Origin of the sequence: Mycobacterium sp., from assembly GCF_046330795.1 — a bacterium.
Lineage (GTDB): Bacteria > Actinomycetota > Actinomycetes > Mycobacteriales > Mycobacteriaceae > Mycobacterium.
This window is the reverse complement of sequence record NZ_JAXLSA010000001.1, coordinates 409,375-425,195: the sequence shown is the minus strand read 5'-3', so window position 1 is coordinate 425,195 and position 15,821 is coordinate 409,375. Positions and strand designations below refer to the sequence as shown.

The window sequence follows — 15,821 nt, the reverse complement described above, 5'->3', positions numbered from 1 at the left end:
ATCCAGGGTATCGCCCGGGTGCGCGGGTGTCCCCGCGTCGGCGAATGCCGGGCTCCTAGGCTGCTGCCATGAGTCTCGTCACCTACGAGGTCGACAACCACATCGCGACGATCACACTGAACCGGCCCGAGGCCCGCAACGCCATCAACGGCGCACTGCGCGACGACCTCAACGCGGCCTGGGAGCGGTTCCGCGGCGACGAGGACGCCTGGGTGGGGATCCTGACCGCCAACGGCGACGTGTACTGCGCCGGGGGCGATCTGAAGGACGGTGCCGGATCGGTCGGAACGTTCGCCGGCACGTTCTGGGAAAAGCCGACGATCAACAGCTTCGAATCGGGCATGGAACTCTTCAAACCCACCATCGCCGCGGTGCACGGCCCGTGCGTGGGCTACGGCCTGACCGGCGTCCTGTTCTGCGACTTCGTCATCGCCACCCCGGCCGCCACCTTTTCCTATCCCGAGGTCCGGCTCGGCGTCCCGACGATCGTCGGCGCGATCCGGCTGCCGCGGCGCATCGGCTGGGCCAACGCGATGGAACTCCTGCTGACCGGCGAGCCGATGAGCGCCCAGCGCGCCGTCGAGGTCGGCCTGGTGTGGCGGCTGGCCGAGCCCGATGAGCTGCAGTCGCAGGCCCACGCCTGGGCCGAGGTGCTCACCCGGGCCGCTCCCCTGGCCCAGCGGGCCACCAAGGAGGTCGCGTGGCGCACCGCCGACATGGGCTGGATCGAATCGGTCCGCTTCGGCGAGGTGATGCGCAAGGTGGCCGGCGCCACCGACGACGTCGCGGAAGGTCTGCAGGCCTGGCGCGAGAAGCGCGAACCGGACTGGCGCGGCCGGTGACCGCGCCGGACTCCCCGACCGTCCCCGCCCTGCTGCGCCGGGCCGTCGAACAGGCCGGTTCGCACACCTACGTGGTCGAACCCGGTGGTCAGGTCACCTATGCCGAGGCGGACGCCCGGTCTGCGGACGCCGCCCGCTGGCTGTTGCGGGTCGGCGTCGGCAAGGGTGCCCGGGTCGGGTTGTTCTTCCCCAACGGCGTCGACTGGGTGGTGTGGTGGCTGGCGGCGTCGCGCATCGGTGCCGTCGTGGTGCCGCTGAGCACGATGTACCGGCCGGCCGAGATCGCCAAGGTGCTGCGGCTGGCCGATGTGGGTGTCCTCGTGGCACCGAGCCGGATCCTCGACTTCGACGTGGCCGACCGCCTCGAAGCAGCGCTGCCCGAGTTGACCGGCCAGGTCGGCGACACCCTCGCGGTCACCGCGGCCCCGTATCTGCGGCGCATCGTCCTGACCGGCGGCACCGAACGGAGCTGGGCAACACCCACGCGGCCCGACGACCCGGAAATTCTGGTGAGCCCGCAATTGCTGGCGGCCGCCGAGGCCGAGGTCTCCCCCGCCGACCTGGCGATCATGATCCACACCTCGGGCTCGACGGCCGACCCCAAAGGGGTGCTGCACACCCACGGCACGCTGGTGCGCCAGACCTCGACATGGCCGGCGGCCATCCGCGCCGTCACCGGGAGCGACGGCCCCGCCACCGTGCTGTGTGCCATGCCGTTCTTCTGGGTCGGCGGGGTGCTGGCCGCGATGGGTGCGCTGCACGAACCGATCACCCTGCTGGTGCTGGCGCGCCTGGACGCCGGCACCGCACTGGACCTGATCGAGACGGAGCGGGCCACCGGGGTGATCGGCTGGCCGGCGTTCACCCAGCAGTTGCGCGAACACCCGAGCTTCGCCCGGCGCGATCTCAGCAGCGTGCCGACGTTGCGCGATGGGCCGCTGGACATCGCGATGACTGATGTGCCCGACGGATACCCGGTGCACCGCACCATGTCCGAGACCGCCGGCGGGTTCGTGCACACGGATATGCGGATCGTCGACGACGATGGTCGGCCGGTTGCCGACGGGACCGTCGGCGAGCTGTGGATCCGCGGCATCGGCGTGATGGCCGGGTACAACAAGCGGGAGCGCTGGGAGACGTTCGACGCCGACGGTTGGTATCACACCGGCGACCGGGTGTACCGGCGCCCCGACGACCCGCGACTGTTCTATGTCGGGCGCACCACCGAGCTGATCAAGAGCGCGGGTGCCAACGTGTCACCGCTGGAGGTAGAGGCGGTGCTGACCGAACGCGAGGACATCGCGCAGTGCGTTGTCCTGGGGATCGATCACGCCGAGCGCGGCGAGGAGGTCTGCGCGGTGATCGTGCCGGCGGCCGAACACCTGGATCTCGAGGCGGTGGCCGTCCACACCCGGGATCGGCTGTCGTCCTACAAGGTTCCGACGCGCTGGGTACTCATCTCGAGCACGGACATCCCGACGTTGCCGAGCGGGAAGCTGGACCGAAAGACGTTGCGCGCGTTGATCGCCGACGGAACGCTGGGGTAACTCAGGCCGCTGTGTCGACGAGCCGCAGATGCGGCTTCGCGGGCTGCTCGTCGGTGCCGCCACGGCGCCGGTGCACCGACACCAGCGAATCCGAACGCACCACCCCGATCGGGCCCCGCGGGGCGAACCGGGCCAGGTCACTGCGGTACAGCGCGGTGCCCGCCTTGGCCTGGCGATAGCCGATCCGCATGCCGGTGGCGCTGAATGCGGCCAGGCCGCCCAGACCCGGGAGCGCCGCGGCGAACAACGCCCACAGTGACGCCGAGAGGAGCAGCGCGGCCAGGGCGCCAGTGATCAGGAGCGGCGTGTTGCTGTGCGATTCCGGTGCCGACGCCGCGGGTGCCGTTGCCGGTCGAGCCGGGCCGGTCACGGGCGGCGCCGCTGCGAACCCGCCGCGCAACGCGAAGGTGACCGGATTCCGCGGCGAGGGATCGCCGCCGACATTCGTCGGCGTGACCGGCGCGCGCGGCACGTCGAGTCCGGCGCCGGGCAGGTAGCCCGTTGCGGGGCCCGCCGAGACCGGCGAGGCGACCGCGTCCGGCAGATTCGCGGTCAGCGACAGCACCGCGTTGGCCACCTCGCTGGGCAGCGACACCAGCGGGATCAGCGCCCCGCCCATGGACGTCAGGCTGGCCTGCAGGTACGTGATGACGTCGGCGACGGGTGTCGATGATGTCGGTAGCGCTGCGAGCAGCGCCGGTAGCGAGATGACGGTGTCGCCGACGGCGACGACGAAGTTGGTGGCCGCGGTCAGCGCCGCCGTGGTGGGCTGCAGCAACGATGCGAGCGTCGGATCGACCGGTGCGGTCACCGATTCGGCGGTCGGGAGCGTGTCGGCCGGGGCGGACGAGCCCTCCGCGGCGATGGGCGGTGTCGTCGCGGACGATCCCCCCGTGGAAGTCTGGGCGGCAGGCTGCGCGGTCGGTGTTGCGGGGGCGGTCGACGGTGCGGCATCGGTGACGGCCGTCGTGGCGTCCGTCGTAGGAACCGGCGTGACCCCCGCGGCCGGCGAGGATTCCGTCGCCGCGGACTGGTCGGCGGTGCTCTCGACGGGGTCGGCCGCACTGGCGGCATCGGCCGCATCGTCGGCTGCGGCCTGGTCCGCGGCCTCGTCGGCGGCGGTCTGTGCCGACTTGCGATGCTGGGAGCCCAGACCCCCGGTGAAGGCGCGGACCGCGTCGCGGATCGCCTTGTCCAGCGACGGCCCGGTGCCGGTACGGCCCGCTGTGCCGGCGGACGACGACGAAGCAGTACCGGTGCCCGGGGTGTCCGAAGAACCCGAAGACGTGGTCGTCCCGCCGCCGGGCGAGGCGTCGCCAGGGTCGGCCGAGGCGATGGCGGCGCCGAACGCACCGCCGAGAGTCAGCCCGGTTGTGAGGACAGAGGCGCCCAGAGCAAGACGAAATCGCGTCGAAATGGCCGTCTCCTCACTGCTCCGAGACACCTTCAAAAGGTCTGGGATTGCACCGTGATAGCGATCACAGCAATGTCAAATATGCTGGTCGGCCCAGGTGATTGTCAAACACCGCAACGGAGAGAACGGTCACACGGCGGCATCTCGGCCGCGCCCCGCGCAGGCCCATCGGGCCAGCTTGCCGCTGGTGGTGCGGGGAATGCCTCCCGCGGACAGCACCTGCACGTCGGCCACGGCCACCCCATGCCGGCTGCTCACCAGAGCGCGGATCTCGTCGATCGCGGCCTGCACGTCCGCGCGCGCCGTACCCGCGGCCCGCTCCGCCACGATGGTGACCGCGTCGGCGCCGGGAGCCGCGTGGGCCACCACGTACCCTCGCCGGACCAGCGTCGCGGCGTCGGCCACCGTGGCCTCGATGTCCTGCGGGTAATGGGCACACCCCCCGATCACGATCAGGTCGGCCAACCGGCCGGTGACGTACAGCTCACCGTCCCGGTAGAAGCCCAGATCGCCGGTGCGCAACCAGTCGCCGGCGGGGTCCGAACCCGCCGAGTGCCCGCCGGCCGGGAGCACCGGGCCCAGGCGGGCCCCGAACGTCCGGCGGCTCTCCTCCGCGCGGCCCCAGTAGCCGCGGCCGATGTTGCGGCCCTGCAGCCAGATCTCACCGACACGTCCGTCGGGCAGCTCGGCGGCGGTGTCCGGATCGACGACGACGGCCCATTGGCTGCGCGCCACCCGACCGCACGAAACCTGCGGTAGTCCCTCCGGCGCGTCGGCCGCCACCGCGACGACCCGGCCTTCGGACAGCGCGGTGCGATCCACGTAGGTCACCCTCGGCACCGACGGCGTCTCGCTGGTCGCCACCAGCAAGGTGGCCTCGGCGATGCCATAGGACGGTTTGATGGCCGTCGGCGGCAGGCCGAACGGGCCGAAGGCGGTGTTGAACGCGGTGATGGCGCCGACGCTGACCGGCTCGGAGCCGATGATCATGACCACCCTGCTGAGGTCGATATCGCTGCCCGCCGCGGGCACGCCGCGCTGCGCGGTCCACTCGTAGGCGAAGTTCGGTGCGGCCGTCACCACCCGGGCGTCGCGGGAACCGGCGGCCAGTGCGTCGATCCAGCGCTGTGGCCGGCGGATGAACGCGGTCGGCGACATCAGGGTGGAGTGGCCCCCGTACACCGTCGGGAACCCGATCATCGACAGACCCATGTCGTGGTACAGCGGCAGCCAACTGACACCGTGGGTATTCCGGTCGAGCATGTCGATCGACAGGATCATCTGCAGCAGATTGAAACCGACCGCGCGGTGGGTGATCTCGACGCCCACCGGCGGTCGCGTCGCACCACCGGTGTATTGCAGGTGCGAGACGTCGTCCACGTCGAGTTCCGTCGGAGCGAACGCGATTCCGGCGTCGTCGGGCACCTCGTCGATGACGATCACGTGCGGGTTGCCCGCACCGGCGTGGGCGCTCAGGAACTCATTGACCCGCCCGCGCGCCGCCGCCGTGGTCAGCACCACCGACGGACGGGCGTCGGCGAGCGCGACCTCGAGGCGGGCGGTGTGGCCGGGCAACTCGGGGGCGAAGAGTGGGACCGCGATGGTGCCCGCCTTGATGGCGGCGAAGAACCCGGCGACGTATTCGAGACCTTGCGGGGCCAGGATGGCGACCCGCTCGCCGCGGCCGGCGAGTTCCTGGATCCGGGCGCCGACGGCGCGCAGACGAAGGCCGAGTTCAGCCCAGGTCAGTTCGACGACGTGTGGCTCCCCCGATCCACTGTGGTCCAGATATCGGTAGGCCACCGCGTCGGCCACGCTGGCGATGTTCCGCTCGATCAGGGAGATCAGCGTGGTGCCGGGCGGTAGGACGATTCCGCCGCGGGCGTCCAGGCAATCCTCGATGCGCAGCAGTCCGGAGGGAACGGTGTGCTGCCCGGCGCCGACCATGGAATCAAGTCTAGGAGGCCCCAATTGGCCTGGGCATCAACTCAACTCGTGGGGTCGCTCACCTTTACCAGCATCTTGCCGATGTTCGCGCCGGTGAACAGCCCGTTGAGCGCTTCGACACACGACTCGAGTCCGTCGAACACGGTCTCGTGATGCACCAGCAGGCCCTGGTCCTCCCAGCCGTTCAGGGCCGCGTAGGCCTCCTCGAACCGGCTCCACTCGTCCAGCGCGTTGAAGCCCTGCATGAGGGCGGTCCGGGAGAGCAGGTTCACGTAGTTCGAAGGACCCGGATGGTCGCCGGTGAGGTAGCTCGAGATGACACCGCAGAGCACCACCCGCGCCCGGGACGCCAGCCGGCCCAGCACCGCGTTCAGCACGGGTCCGCCGACGTTGTCGAAGTAGACGTCGACGCCCTTGGGGCAGTGCGCCTTCAGATCGGCGGCCAGTTCGCCCCGCTTGTAGTCGATGCACGCATCGAATCCGAACGTGTCGACGACGAAGGCGCACTTGGTCGCTCCCCCGGCAATGCCGACCACCCGTGCCCCGGCGATCTTGGCGATCTGGCCGGCGACGGATCCGGTGGCACCGGCCGCCGCCGACACCACGACGGTCTCGCCCGGTTGCGGCTTGCCGATGCCGGACATGCCGAAGTAGGCGGTGGCGCCGGTCGGGCCGTACACCGACATCGCGGCCAGTTGGCCCAACCCCGGGGCCACCGGCGTGCAGAACAGGTCGTCGCGCACCACGACGTACTCCTGGAACCCGGTCAGCGTTGTCACCACGTCGCCGACGGCGTACGCGGGGCAGCGCGATTCGACGACCTCGCCGATGCCGGCGCCGCGGATGACTTCGCCGAGCTGGACGGGCGGCAGATACCCGGGCTGGTCGTCCAGCCAGGTCCGCGCCGCGGCGTCCATCCCGATGTAGGTGGTGCGCACCAGCGCCTCACCGTCCTGCAGGTCCGGCGCCGGCCCCTCGACCAGCTCGACGTCATCGGGGGCGACCAGACCCGTGGGCCGGCGCCGCAGCACTATCCGGCGGTTGGTTCGCTGCGTCACGAAGCCCGAAACTACCTGACGCACAGGCACCTTCGGGCCAGATCGATCTACCCCAGCGCCGCGAGGGCCGCGTCGTAGTCGGGCTCCTGCGCGATCTCGGGCACCAGCTCGGTGTAGGCGACGTTGCCGTCGGCACCGACCACCACGACGGCGCGGCCCAGCAGACCGGCCATCGGACCGTCGGTGATGGTGATCCCGTAATCCTTGCCGAAGCTGTCCCGGAAGGCCGACGCGGTGGTGACGTTCTCGATGCCCTCGGCACCGCAGAATCGCTTCTGCGCGAACGGCAGGTCGTTCGACACGTTCACGACGGTGGCCCCGCCGGCCGCGGCGCGCTCGTTGAAGGTGCGCACGCTGGTGGCACAGACCGGGGTGTCGATCGAGGGAAAGATGTTGAGCAGCAGCGCCTTACCCTGGAACTGCTCGTTGCTGACGGTGCCGAGATCGGTACCGGTGAGGGTGAACGCCGGAGCCGGGGTGCCGACCGCGGGCAGCTCGCCGAGGGTGTTGATCGCATTTCCGCGCAAGGTTATCTGTGCCATGCGCACAGTGTGTCAGGCGCGACGCGGTGGCGGGCGGTCAGGGTCGCCCGGCGCGGTTACTGGTCGATCATGCGCACCAGGTACGGGGCCATCCCGTCGGTGCGCACCTTCGACACCGTCACCGCCGGCGGCGTGGACTCGACCATCTGCCCGTTGCCGATGAACAACGCGACGCTCTGGCTGCCCTCGGGGCCCCAGAAGATCAGGTCACCGGGCAGCGCCTGCGAGGGCAGCACCTTGCGGCCGACCTTGTACTGCTCGCCCGACGACCGCGGCATCTTGATGCCGACCCCGGCGAAGGCGTACACGATCAAACCGGACGAGTCGAAGCCGACCACCTTCGGTTTGGGCGCGGGCACTACGGGCGCGGCCAACGGGGGCAGCTGCCCGAAGACAGGCACCGGTGCGGGATTCAGCGGATCCGTGGTCTGGGCCGCGCTCAGGTCGACCGGCGCCGCGTCATCGCCGGAACCCGAGCCGGGGCTGGCTCCGTCGACGTTGCCGCCACCGTACGAATAGGGCACCCCGCGCTGGGACAGGGCTCGCTGGATCACGAACTGGATGGCCTGTGCGCGGGTCCCGGTCCAGGGGGCGGCAGCGGCGGTGCCGACGTTCATCGACGCGGGTGCCACCAACACGACCAGGGCCAGTGCGGCCGCCGCGACCTTGCTGATCCGTGTCATGTCCGTCCACCTTTCTCGTCACGGCGCGAATCAATCAGATACGCCACAACAGTCACTACTACCACTTGTACAACAACGCCGAATGGGCCACCAAATCTGGTGGCAGGGGTTTCGGATCTGTTGTCGTACCGTGACCGCCCCGGTGGCAGCCCGTTACCGGAGGACGTGAAATGGGTTGCCGCGCAAGCGCCGCCGCGTGCCGCGGCGGCATCGGTCGACTCGACTGTGCCCGACTGTCTCGCTCCTCCTCCGCCGCGTGCCGCGGCGGCATCGGTCGACTCGACTGTGCCCGACTGTCTCGCTCCTCCTCCGCCGCGTGCCGCGGCGGCATCGGTCGACTCGACTAGCGCTTCTTGTCGCGCACCTTGTACGTCGACGGCCACGACTGCCGGGATTCGTCACCCACGAGGGGCACGCCCTTGGCCCCGACCTTCACGTTGTAGGCCTCCTTGCCCGCCCCGACCTCCTTGTTGGCGTGCTCGGTGGCCAGGTAGTAGAGCTCGTCGATCGCGGCCTCGCTGTACGCGACGAAGGTGGTTCTGCGCTCGGCGTCACCGAGCCCGGCCGTCATCCGGTCCGGCAAGACCTTCGACGCCAGGGCGCCGACGGCCAGCAGCGCGATCGGGATGACCCAGTAGAAGACGAACGACAGCGGGGTGCGGGTGTCGAGGATCGTGGCATCACCCTGGACCAGCGGCGGGATGGCCGAAGACACCGTCATTCCGGCGAACACCGCGACCCAGATCCACGTCAGGCGGTTGGTGATCCGTGCGAACAGATCGCTGTTGATCACGTCGGTCGGCTGACCCTCCTCGGCGAACTCGCGGATGAACGGGCGGCCGGTCAGCACACCGCCCAGCGCCACCAGCAGGATGCCGAGGTTGCTCAGCGGCTGCATCCAGCGTTCCATCACCGACTGGTCCAGCACGAAGGTCAGCACGGTCAACACCCCGAAGGTGGCCACCGCCCCGATCTGCAGGGCGGCACCCGGTTTCCCGCTGGCCCGCCCGATCACCAGGCACGCGACGGCGGTGGTCAGCGCGATCAGGACGGCGGTCAGGAACGGGACGTTGCCGACCAGGATCCAATAGACCAGCCACGGCGCGAAGCCAAACAGGATGCCCACGATCGGTCAGTGTATGGCGGGCCGGTTCAGGGGTGCAGCACCACCTTGATCGCCCCCGCCGACCGGTCGGCGGCGACCCGGAACGCCGACGCCGCGTCCGCCAGCGGGAAACGGTGGGTGATCACGGCGGCCGCGATCTCGGGATCCGCCGCCAGGGCCGTCGCGGCCTCGGCGAACTCCCGGCCCCCACGGCCACGTCCGTAGCAGTAGCTGCCCGCGATGGTGAGTTCGTTCATCATCAGCGGCAGGCCGGGAACGGCCCACGTCCCGGTGTTCACGCCCACCATCGCGATCCGCCCGCCCGGGGCAACCGCGTCGACGCACTGCTGCAGGGCCGGCCCGGTGCCCGCCGCTTCGACGGCGATGTCGTACGGGCCGTTCGGTTGGCCGGCGCCCAGCCGCTCCCCTGCGGCGATCTGATGCGGGTGGCGGGCCGCGAGGTCGACATCCAGACCCAGCGCACGGGCAGCGGCCACCGCAAGGAGTCCGATCGAGCCGCCACCGACCACCAGGACGCGTTCCCCCGCCGTCGCGGACACCCGTCGAAATGCGTGCCAGCACACCGCCATCGGCTCCACGAGCGACGCATCGGTCACCGCCAGGCCCGCCGGTAGTTCCAGCAGGCAGTCCGGTGGGACGGCGACGCGCTCGGCCATCCCGCCGTCGTGGTCCAGGCCGAGCATTCCGCGCGGCGCGGGGCCCCGGCAGCGCTGCGTTGCGCCCGCCGCACATTGATCGCATTGCCCGCAGGCGATGGTCGGCTCGATACAGACCGTCCTGCCGTCCAGGGTTCCGGCGATCTCATGACCGAGGGTCACCGGCAGGCCGAACCGCAGCAGCCCGAGGTCGCTGCCGCAGATCCCCGCCGCGGCGACCTGAACCACCGGCCATTCGGACACCGGAACGGGCGCGTCGACCACGGTCGCCGATCCGTCCACCGAATGCACCGCCCGCATGGCGTTCTCCCGCTTCCGTCGCTAGGCCCGGGTCTGCGCGGCCGACAGCCGCTGCCGCCACCATGTCACCCGGTCCGGATCCGCGAGGGCGAAACGCTCCACCAGACCGGGGTCGGGTCCCGGCGGCATCGGTGCGACCGGCAGGTGGCCGTCGACGGGGATCAGCCAACGCCCTTGGGGCACAACATCACCGGCAAACAGCCCGCGGCTACCCAGTCCGCAGGCGTAGGGCAACTCGGGCAGCACCCCGGCCAGCGCCACCGCGCCGGCCAGTCCGATGCTGGTCTCACCGGTGGAGGTCACCACGCACGGCAATCCGCACGCCTCGGCGATCCGCAGGGCCCGCCGCGCACCGCCCATCGGGCCGAACGACAACACGGCGACATCGGCCACCCCGGCGAGCTCGAGACCGCTGGGATCCGCCGCGTTCCGCAGGGACTCGTCGACAGCCACCGGCACGTCCACGCGCCGCCGCACCGCAGCCAGCTCTTCGGTTGTGCCACAAGGCTGTTCGATGTACTGGAGTCCGCCGGCCGCACGGTCGAGCGCCTCGATGGCCGTCACCGCGTCGTCGACATTCCATCGGCCTCCGGCGTCACACCGAACCCCTCCCGTAGGACCGACGGCATCGCGGACGGCCGCCACGCGCGCAATGTCGTCGGCCAGCGGTCCGAACCCGACCACGACGTCGGCGGCGGCGCAGCCGGAATCGATGACCGCTCGGTGCGCGCGGACGGCATCGACGGCCGGCACCCGGACCGCCACCGGGACCCGTCCGCGCACCGGATCGGGCCACCCCACCGTTCCGCCTTCGACGGCCGCGGTCAGCCAGCGCCCCAGCACCGCGGGGTTGGCGTCGACGGCCGGACTGAACTCACCCCAGCCCTGCGGACCCTCGAGGAGCATGCCCTCGCGGACCACCGCGGCCCCCGAATCGGCCGTCGCCGGTATCGCGAAAACCGGGGCGCGGTCGAAGTCGATCAGGGCCTGCACAGAATGCGACGTTAGCCCAGCATCCGGAAGGAGCCGGACAACCAGCGGAAGCCGGCGGGTTTCCCCACCGGCTCCGGCTGATCGGACTCAACCGCTCAGGGGACGGTCACGCAGCCGACGCCGTTGATGCAGCCGCCCCCGCCACCCGGGCCCCCGCCGCCGCTGCCGACGCCGGGAATGCTTCCGCTACCGCCTCCGGGTCCGCCGCTACCGGTGGGTCCGCCGGGGATCTCGCCGCCGCCACCGCCGGGTCCGCCGCTACCGGTCGGACCGCCGGGTATCGACCCGCCGCCGCCCTCGGGTCCGCCGCCGCCGGTGGGCCCACCCGGGACGGTGACCTCACCCGTGCCGGTCGGAGCTTCGGTGCCCGTTCCCGGCATCGTCGGAGATGTCGTGGGGCTCATTTCCGTGGTGGTGGTCTCGCCGGTCATGGTCGTTTCGACCGGTGTCGTGGTGGTTGTCGGTCCAGTGCTGTCGCTGCTACTGCAGCCGACCGCGAGTACAACCGCGGCCGTCCCGCCGAAGAGCGCCAGTGCTGTCCTGGCATTGGTTTTCATCAGGCTCTCGCTCTCAATTGTTGGGCCCGCCCCGCATACCCGCGCTATCCGGCGATGAAACGGACCGTGGAAAGCTCTCTGCCATGACGGTCGTACTGGTTCATGGCAACCCGGAAACCGATGCGATCTGGGGCCCCCTGGCGGATGCGCTGGGACGACCGGATGTCGTCCGGTTGTCCCCGCCCGGTTTCGGCGCGCCCCTGCCCGCCGATTTCCCGGCCACCTACGTGGACTACCGCGACTGGCTCGAGGGTGAACTCGCGGCCATCGACGGCCCCATCGACCTGGTGGGCCATGACTGGGGTGGTGGCCACGTGGTCAACGTGATGATGCACCGGCCCGAGTTGGTGCGCAGTTGGGTCACCGATGTGATCGGTCTGTACGACCCCGATTACGTCTGGCATGACCTGGCCCAGATCTGGCAGACACCCGGGGACGGTGAACAACTGGTCGACGCGATGATGGCGACGCCCCTCGAGGACTGGGTCGCCCAGATCGCCACGATGGGTATGACGGCGGACATCGCCGCAGACGTGTGGCGTGCCCACGGTCCCGAGATGGGCCGGGCGATCCTGGCTCTGTATCGGTCGGCGCCCCGGCCGGCCGATGTCGGTCGGCTGGAGAATGCCGCGGCCCGGCCCGGCCTGTCGGTGTTGTGCCCCGCCGACACCTTCGTCGGATCGGACGAGATCCGTCGCCGCGCCGCCGACCGCGCCGGCGCCCGCACGGCCGTGCTCGAGGGGCTGGGCCATTACTGGATGATCGAGGATCCGGCCAACAGCGCGGCCGTGCTGTCGGAATTCTGGAACTCGATCGACTGAGTCCCGCGGGGTGTCAGGCGTCCGGGAGCTCGAACTGCACGCGGGCGGCCTGCGCGATCATCGGCGCCAGCCGCGCGCGGGCCGCGTTGTGCGCCTCGTCGCGGTCGTACGCCCGGTAGGCGTCGGCATCCACGTGGTCGGAGACGATCGCGAAGCTCCAGTTGCCGTCGCGCAACCCGAGGTCGTCCCCCAGGGTGAAATCCACGGTGCCCGGATAGTTCAGGTTCCGGAAGATGTCCTGGATCTCGGCGACCAGAGTGAGGTCGGGCTCGGGCTTCAACTGGATCATGACGACGTTTCGGATCACCGGCGCACCGTAACAGGACACGCCCTCTGCCTGCGGATTCGGTCAAACTCTTGACTCAGTCCAGAAAAAGGGAGTACTAGTGTTCAGGTGGGGTCGAACCAGGAGTACGTCGAGCGGCTGCGTAGCGCCGATCTTCGTGTCACCCGGCCACGCGTCGCGGTTCTCGAAGCCGTCCACGACCATCCCCACGCCGACACCGAGACTATTTTCGCCGCCGTCCGCGGCGGCCTGGCCGACGTCTCGAGGCAGACCGTCTACGACGTCCTCAACGCCCTGACCGCCGTCGGGCTCGTACGCCGGATCCAGCCGTCGGGCTCGGTGGCCCGCTACGAATCACGCGTCGGCGACAACCACCACCACGTCGTCTGCCGCTGCTGCGGGGTGATCAACGACGTGGACTGCGCGGTCGGCGACACCCCGTGCCTGACTCCCGAACCGACGGCCGTCGAGGGATTCCTGCTCGACGAGGCCGAGGTCATCTACTGGGGGCTGTGCCCCAATTGCTCTGCGTCCGAGGAGTCGAAATCCTCTGCCGCAGAAGAGTTTTCCTGATCACACCCGTGATCACAGCCCAATTCACCACTCCCGAAAGGAAATGCAGTGCCTGAGGAACACGCTGAGACAACCCCCCCGATGGGCGAAGCTCAGACCGAGCCGGCCGAGAGCGCGTGCCCGATGCGGATCAAGCCGCCAGTCGAGGGTGGTAGCAACCGCGACTGGTGGCCGAATGCGGTCAACCTGAAGATCCTGCAGAAGAATCCGGAAGCCATCAACCCGCAGGACGAGGGTTACGACTACCGCGAGGCCGTCCAGACACTCGACTTCGAGGCGTTCGAACGCGATTTCGACGCCCTGCTGACGGATTCGCAGGACTGGTGGCCCGCCGACTTCGGCCACTACGGCCCGCTGTTCGTCCGGATGTCCTGGCATGCCGCCGGCACCTACCGGGTGTCCGACGGCCGCGGTGGCGCCGGTCGCGGCATGCAGCGGTTCGCGCCGCTGAACAGCTGGCCGGACAACGTCAGCCTGGACAAGGCCCGTCGCCTGCTCTGGCCGCTGAAGAAGAAGTACGGCAAGAAGATCTCGTGGGCCGACCTGATCGCCTATGCGGGCAACCGGGCCATGGAGCACATGGGCTTCAAGACCGCCGGTTTCGCGTTCGGCCGTCCGGACTTCTGGGAGCCCGAGGAGGACATCTACTGGGGCGCCGAAGCCGAATGGCTGGGGACCCAGGAGCGCTACGCCGGCGCAAGCGACCGGACCAAGCTGGAGAACCCGCTGGGTGCCACCACCATGGGCCTGATCTACGTCAATCCCGAAGGCCCCGAAGGTAATCCGGATCCGATCGCCGCGGCAATCGACATCCGCGAGACCTTCGGCCGGATGGCGATGAACGACGTCGAGACCGCCGCGCTGATCGTCGGTGGCCACACCTTCGGCAAGACCCACGGCAACGGCGATCCCGACCTGATCGGGGTCGAACCGGAGGCCGCGCCACTGGAGGCGATGGGTCTGGGCTGGGCCAACGCCAACGGCACCGGTGTCGGCAACGACACTTTCACCAGCGGCCTCGAGGTCACCTGGACGCACACCCCGACCAAGTGGGACAACAGCTTCCTGGAGATCCTCTACAGCAATGAGTGGGAGCTGTTCAAGAGCCCAGGCGGCGCCAACCAGTGGCGGCCCAAGGACAACGGCTGGGCCAACTCGGTGCCGACGGCGCAGGGCAGCGGCCGGACGCATCCGTCGATGCTGACCACCGACCTGTCGATGCGGCTGGACCCCATCTACGGTCCGATCACCCGCCGCTGGCTCGATCATCCGGAGGAGCTGGCCGAGGAGTACGCCAAGGCCTGGTTCAAGCTGATGCACCGCGACATGGGCCCGGTCGTCCGCTACCTCGGCCCGCTGGTGCCGAAGCAGACGTGGGAGTGGCAGGACATCGTCCCTGCCGGCACCACACCGTCGGCTGACGCTGTCGCGAAGGCCAAGGCCGCGATCGCCGACTCGGGTCTGACTGTCTCCCAGCTGGTTTCGACCGCGTGGAAGTCCGCTTCGTCCTATCGCAACAGCGATATGCGCGGCGGTGCCAACGGTGGCCGCATCCGGCTGCAGCCGCAGCTGGGCTGGGAGGTCAACGAGCCCGACGAGTTGGCGCAGGCGATCCGCACGCTGGAGAGCATCGCTGAGAGCTCCGGCCTGTCGTTCGCCGACACCGTAGTGCTGGCCGGTAACGTCGGCGTCGAAAAGGCTGCCAAGGCAGCCGGTTTCGGTATCGAGGTGCCGTTCACGGGCGGGCGCGGCGATGCCACCCAGGAGCAGACGGACGTCGAGTCGTTCTCCTACCTGGAGCCCAAGGCAGACGGCTTCCGCAACTACGCGGGCAAGGGCCTGTCGATTCCGCCGGAGTATCAGCTCATCGACCGGGCCAACCAGCTGAATCTGACGGGCCCGGAGACGGTGGTGCTGCTCGGCGGCCTGCGGGTGCTCGACACCAACCACGGCGGCAGCAAGCTCGGTGTGCTGACCGACAAGCCGGGCGCGCTGACGACCGACTATTTCGTCAACCTGACGGATATGGGCGTCAAGTGGGTCCCGTCCCCGGCCGACGACGGCACCTACGTGGGCAAGGACCGCGCTACCAGCGCCGACAAGTTCACCGCCAGCCGGGTCGACCTGCTGCTCGGGTCGAACTCGCAGTTGCGCTCGTGGGCCGAGGTCTACGCCGAGGACGACGCCAAGGAGAAGTTCGTCAAGGACTTCGTCGCCGCTTGGACCAAGGTGATGGACGCCGACCGCTTCGACGTGAAGAAGTAGCGCGACCGAAGTAACCAGGTAACGACGCCCCGCGAGCCACACCGCTCGCGGGGCGTCGTGCTGTCCTCGTCCGATCTGTCCAGCACGAGCTGCGGCTCCTACTCGCATTTCGTGTCCGTGCGCTGAACAGATCCCGCCGGGGGCGGCGGTGCTTTCGGAGCGCGCCGCGGCAGGTGGCGGCGTAATCTCGGCGCAGATGGCTCCGTGCGGC

The 15,821-nt window shown here is 69.8% G+C and carries 15 protein-coding genes; 5 read left to right on the top strand and 10 right to left on the bottom strand.

The features are described 5' to 3' along the window. Positions 1 to 68: 68 nt before the first annotated feature. Together U0R18_RS02070 and U0R18_RS02065 are read left to right on the top strand one after the other, a co-directional pair. Entirely contained in the window at positions 69 to 842 is a 774-nt protein-coding gene (locus U0R18_RS02070) for an enoyl-CoA hydratase/isomerase family protein (RefSeq protein WP_526365447.1), read from the top strand. Continuing rightward, on the top strand, positions 839 to 2,389 hold the full coding sequence (locus U0R18_RS02065) for a class I adenylate-forming enzyme family protein (RefSeq protein WP_526365445.1): 1,551 nt from the start codon (positions 839 to 841) through the stop codon (positions 2,387 to 2,389). The genes U0R18_RS02070 and U0R18_RS02065 overlap by 4 nt, the downstream gene beginning before the upstream one ends. 1 nt (position 2,390) lies before the next feature. On the opposite strand, the gene U0R18_RS02060 is transcribed toward U0R18_RS02065, so the two are convergent. The 9 genes from U0R18_RS02060 to U0R18_RS02020 all read right to left on the bottom strand — a co-directional run bounded on the left by U0R18_RS02060 (position 2,391) and on the right by U0R18_RS02020 (position 11,665). Further along, complete coding sequence (locus U0R18_RS02060) at positions 2,391 to 3,833, bottom strand: hypothetical protein (protein WP_526365443.1); 1,443 nt, start codon at positions 3,831 to 3,833, stop codon at positions 2,391 to 2,393. Positions 3,834 to 3,932: 99 nt separating this feature from the next. Further along, positions 3,933 to 5,750 carry a fatty acyl-AMP ligase gene (locus U0R18_RS02055; protein WP_526365441.1) on the bottom strand — a complete coding sequence of 606 codons (1,818 nt, stop codon included), beginning with the start codon at positions 5,748 to 5,750 and terminating at the stop codon, positions 3,933 to 3,935. Between the two features lie 41 nt (positions 5,751 to 5,791). Beyond that, positions 5,792 to 6,808, bottom strand: coding sequence for an NADP-dependent oxidoreductase (locus U0R18_RS02050; RefSeq protein WP_526365439.1), 1,017 nt, complete (start codon positions 6,806 to 6,808; stop codon positions 5,792 to 5,794). 47 nt (positions 6,809 to 6,855) lie between these two features. After that, positions 6,856 to 7,350 carry a thiol peroxidase gene (tpx, locus tag U0R18_RS02045; RefSeq protein WP_526365437.1) on the bottom strand — a complete coding sequence of 165 codons (495 nt, stop codon included), beginning with the start codon at positions 7,348 to 7,350 and terminating at the stop codon, positions 6,856 to 6,858. A 56-nt stretch (positions 7,351 to 7,406) separates the two neighbouring features. Further along, positions 7,407 to 8,033: an NlpC/P60 family peptidoglycan-binding protein RipD gene (ripD, locus tag U0R18_RS02040; protein ID WP_526365435.1), complete on the bottom strand. Its 627-nt coding sequence runs from the start codon at positions 8,031 to 8,033 to the stop codon at positions 7,407 to 7,409. A gap of 343 nt (positions 8,034 to 8,376) precedes the next feature. Next, entirely contained in the window at positions 8,377 to 9,159 is a 783-nt protein-coding gene (locus tag U0R18_RS02035) for a hypothetical protein (RefSeq protein ID WP_526365433.1), read from the bottom strand. Positions 9,160 to 9,185: 26 nt separating this feature from the next. After that, positions 9,186 to 10,115, bottom strand: a complete 930-nt coding sequence (locus U0R18_RS02030; RefSeq protein ID WP_526365431.1) for a zinc-dependent alcohol dehydrogenase — start codon at positions 10,113 to 10,115, stop codon at positions 9,186 to 9,188. A gap of 21 nt (positions 10,116 to 10,136) precedes the next feature. Continuing rightward, complete coding sequence (locus tag U0R18_RS02025; protein ID WP_526365429.1) at positions 10,137 to 11,108, bottom strand: o-succinylbenzoate synthase; 972 nt, start codon at positions 11,106 to 11,108, stop codon at positions 10,137 to 10,139. Positions 11,109 to 11,203: 95 nt separating this feature from the next. Next, positions 11,204 to 11,665, bottom strand: coding sequence for a hypothetical protein (locus tag U0R18_RS02020; RefSeq protein WP_526365427.1), 462 nt, complete (start codon positions 11,663 to 11,665; stop codon positions 11,204 to 11,206). Positions 11,666 to 11,748: 83 nt separating this feature from the next. Here U0R18_RS02020 and U0R18_RS02015 point away from each other — a divergent pair, with 83 nt between their 5' ends. Beyond that, complete coding sequence (locus U0R18_RS02015; protein WP_526365425.1) at positions 11,749 to 12,486, top strand: alpha/beta fold hydrolase; 738 nt, start codon at positions 11,749 to 11,751, stop codon at positions 12,484 to 12,486. 13 nt (positions 12,487 to 12,499) lie between these two features. On the opposite strand, the gene U0R18_RS02010 is transcribed toward U0R18_RS02015, so the two are convergent. Then, a complete protein-coding gene (locus U0R18_RS02010; protein ID WP_526365423.1) occupies positions 12,500 to 12,793 on the bottom strand; it encodes a Dabb family protein in 294 nt (97 codons plus the stop codon). An 87-nt stretch (positions 12,794 to 12,880) separates the two neighbouring features. On the opposite strand from U0R18_RS02010, the gene U0R18_RS02005 reads away from it, so the two are divergent. Beyond that, positions 12,881 to 13,345, top strand: a complete 465-nt coding sequence (locus U0R18_RS02005) for a Fur family transcriptional regulator (protein ID WP_526365421.1) — start codon at positions 12,881 to 12,883, stop codon at positions 13,343 to 13,345. 48 nt (positions 13,346 to 13,393) lie between these two features. After that, the gene (katG, locus tag U0R18_RS02000; RefSeq protein ID WP_526365419.1) at positions 13,394 to 15,610 is read left to right on the top strand and encodes a catalase/peroxidase HPI; all 2,217 of its coding nucleotides are present in this window, start codon (positions 13,394 to 13,396) and stop codon (positions 15,608 to 15,610) included. The last annotated feature ends 211 nt before the right edge of the window (positions 15,611 to 15,821 follow it).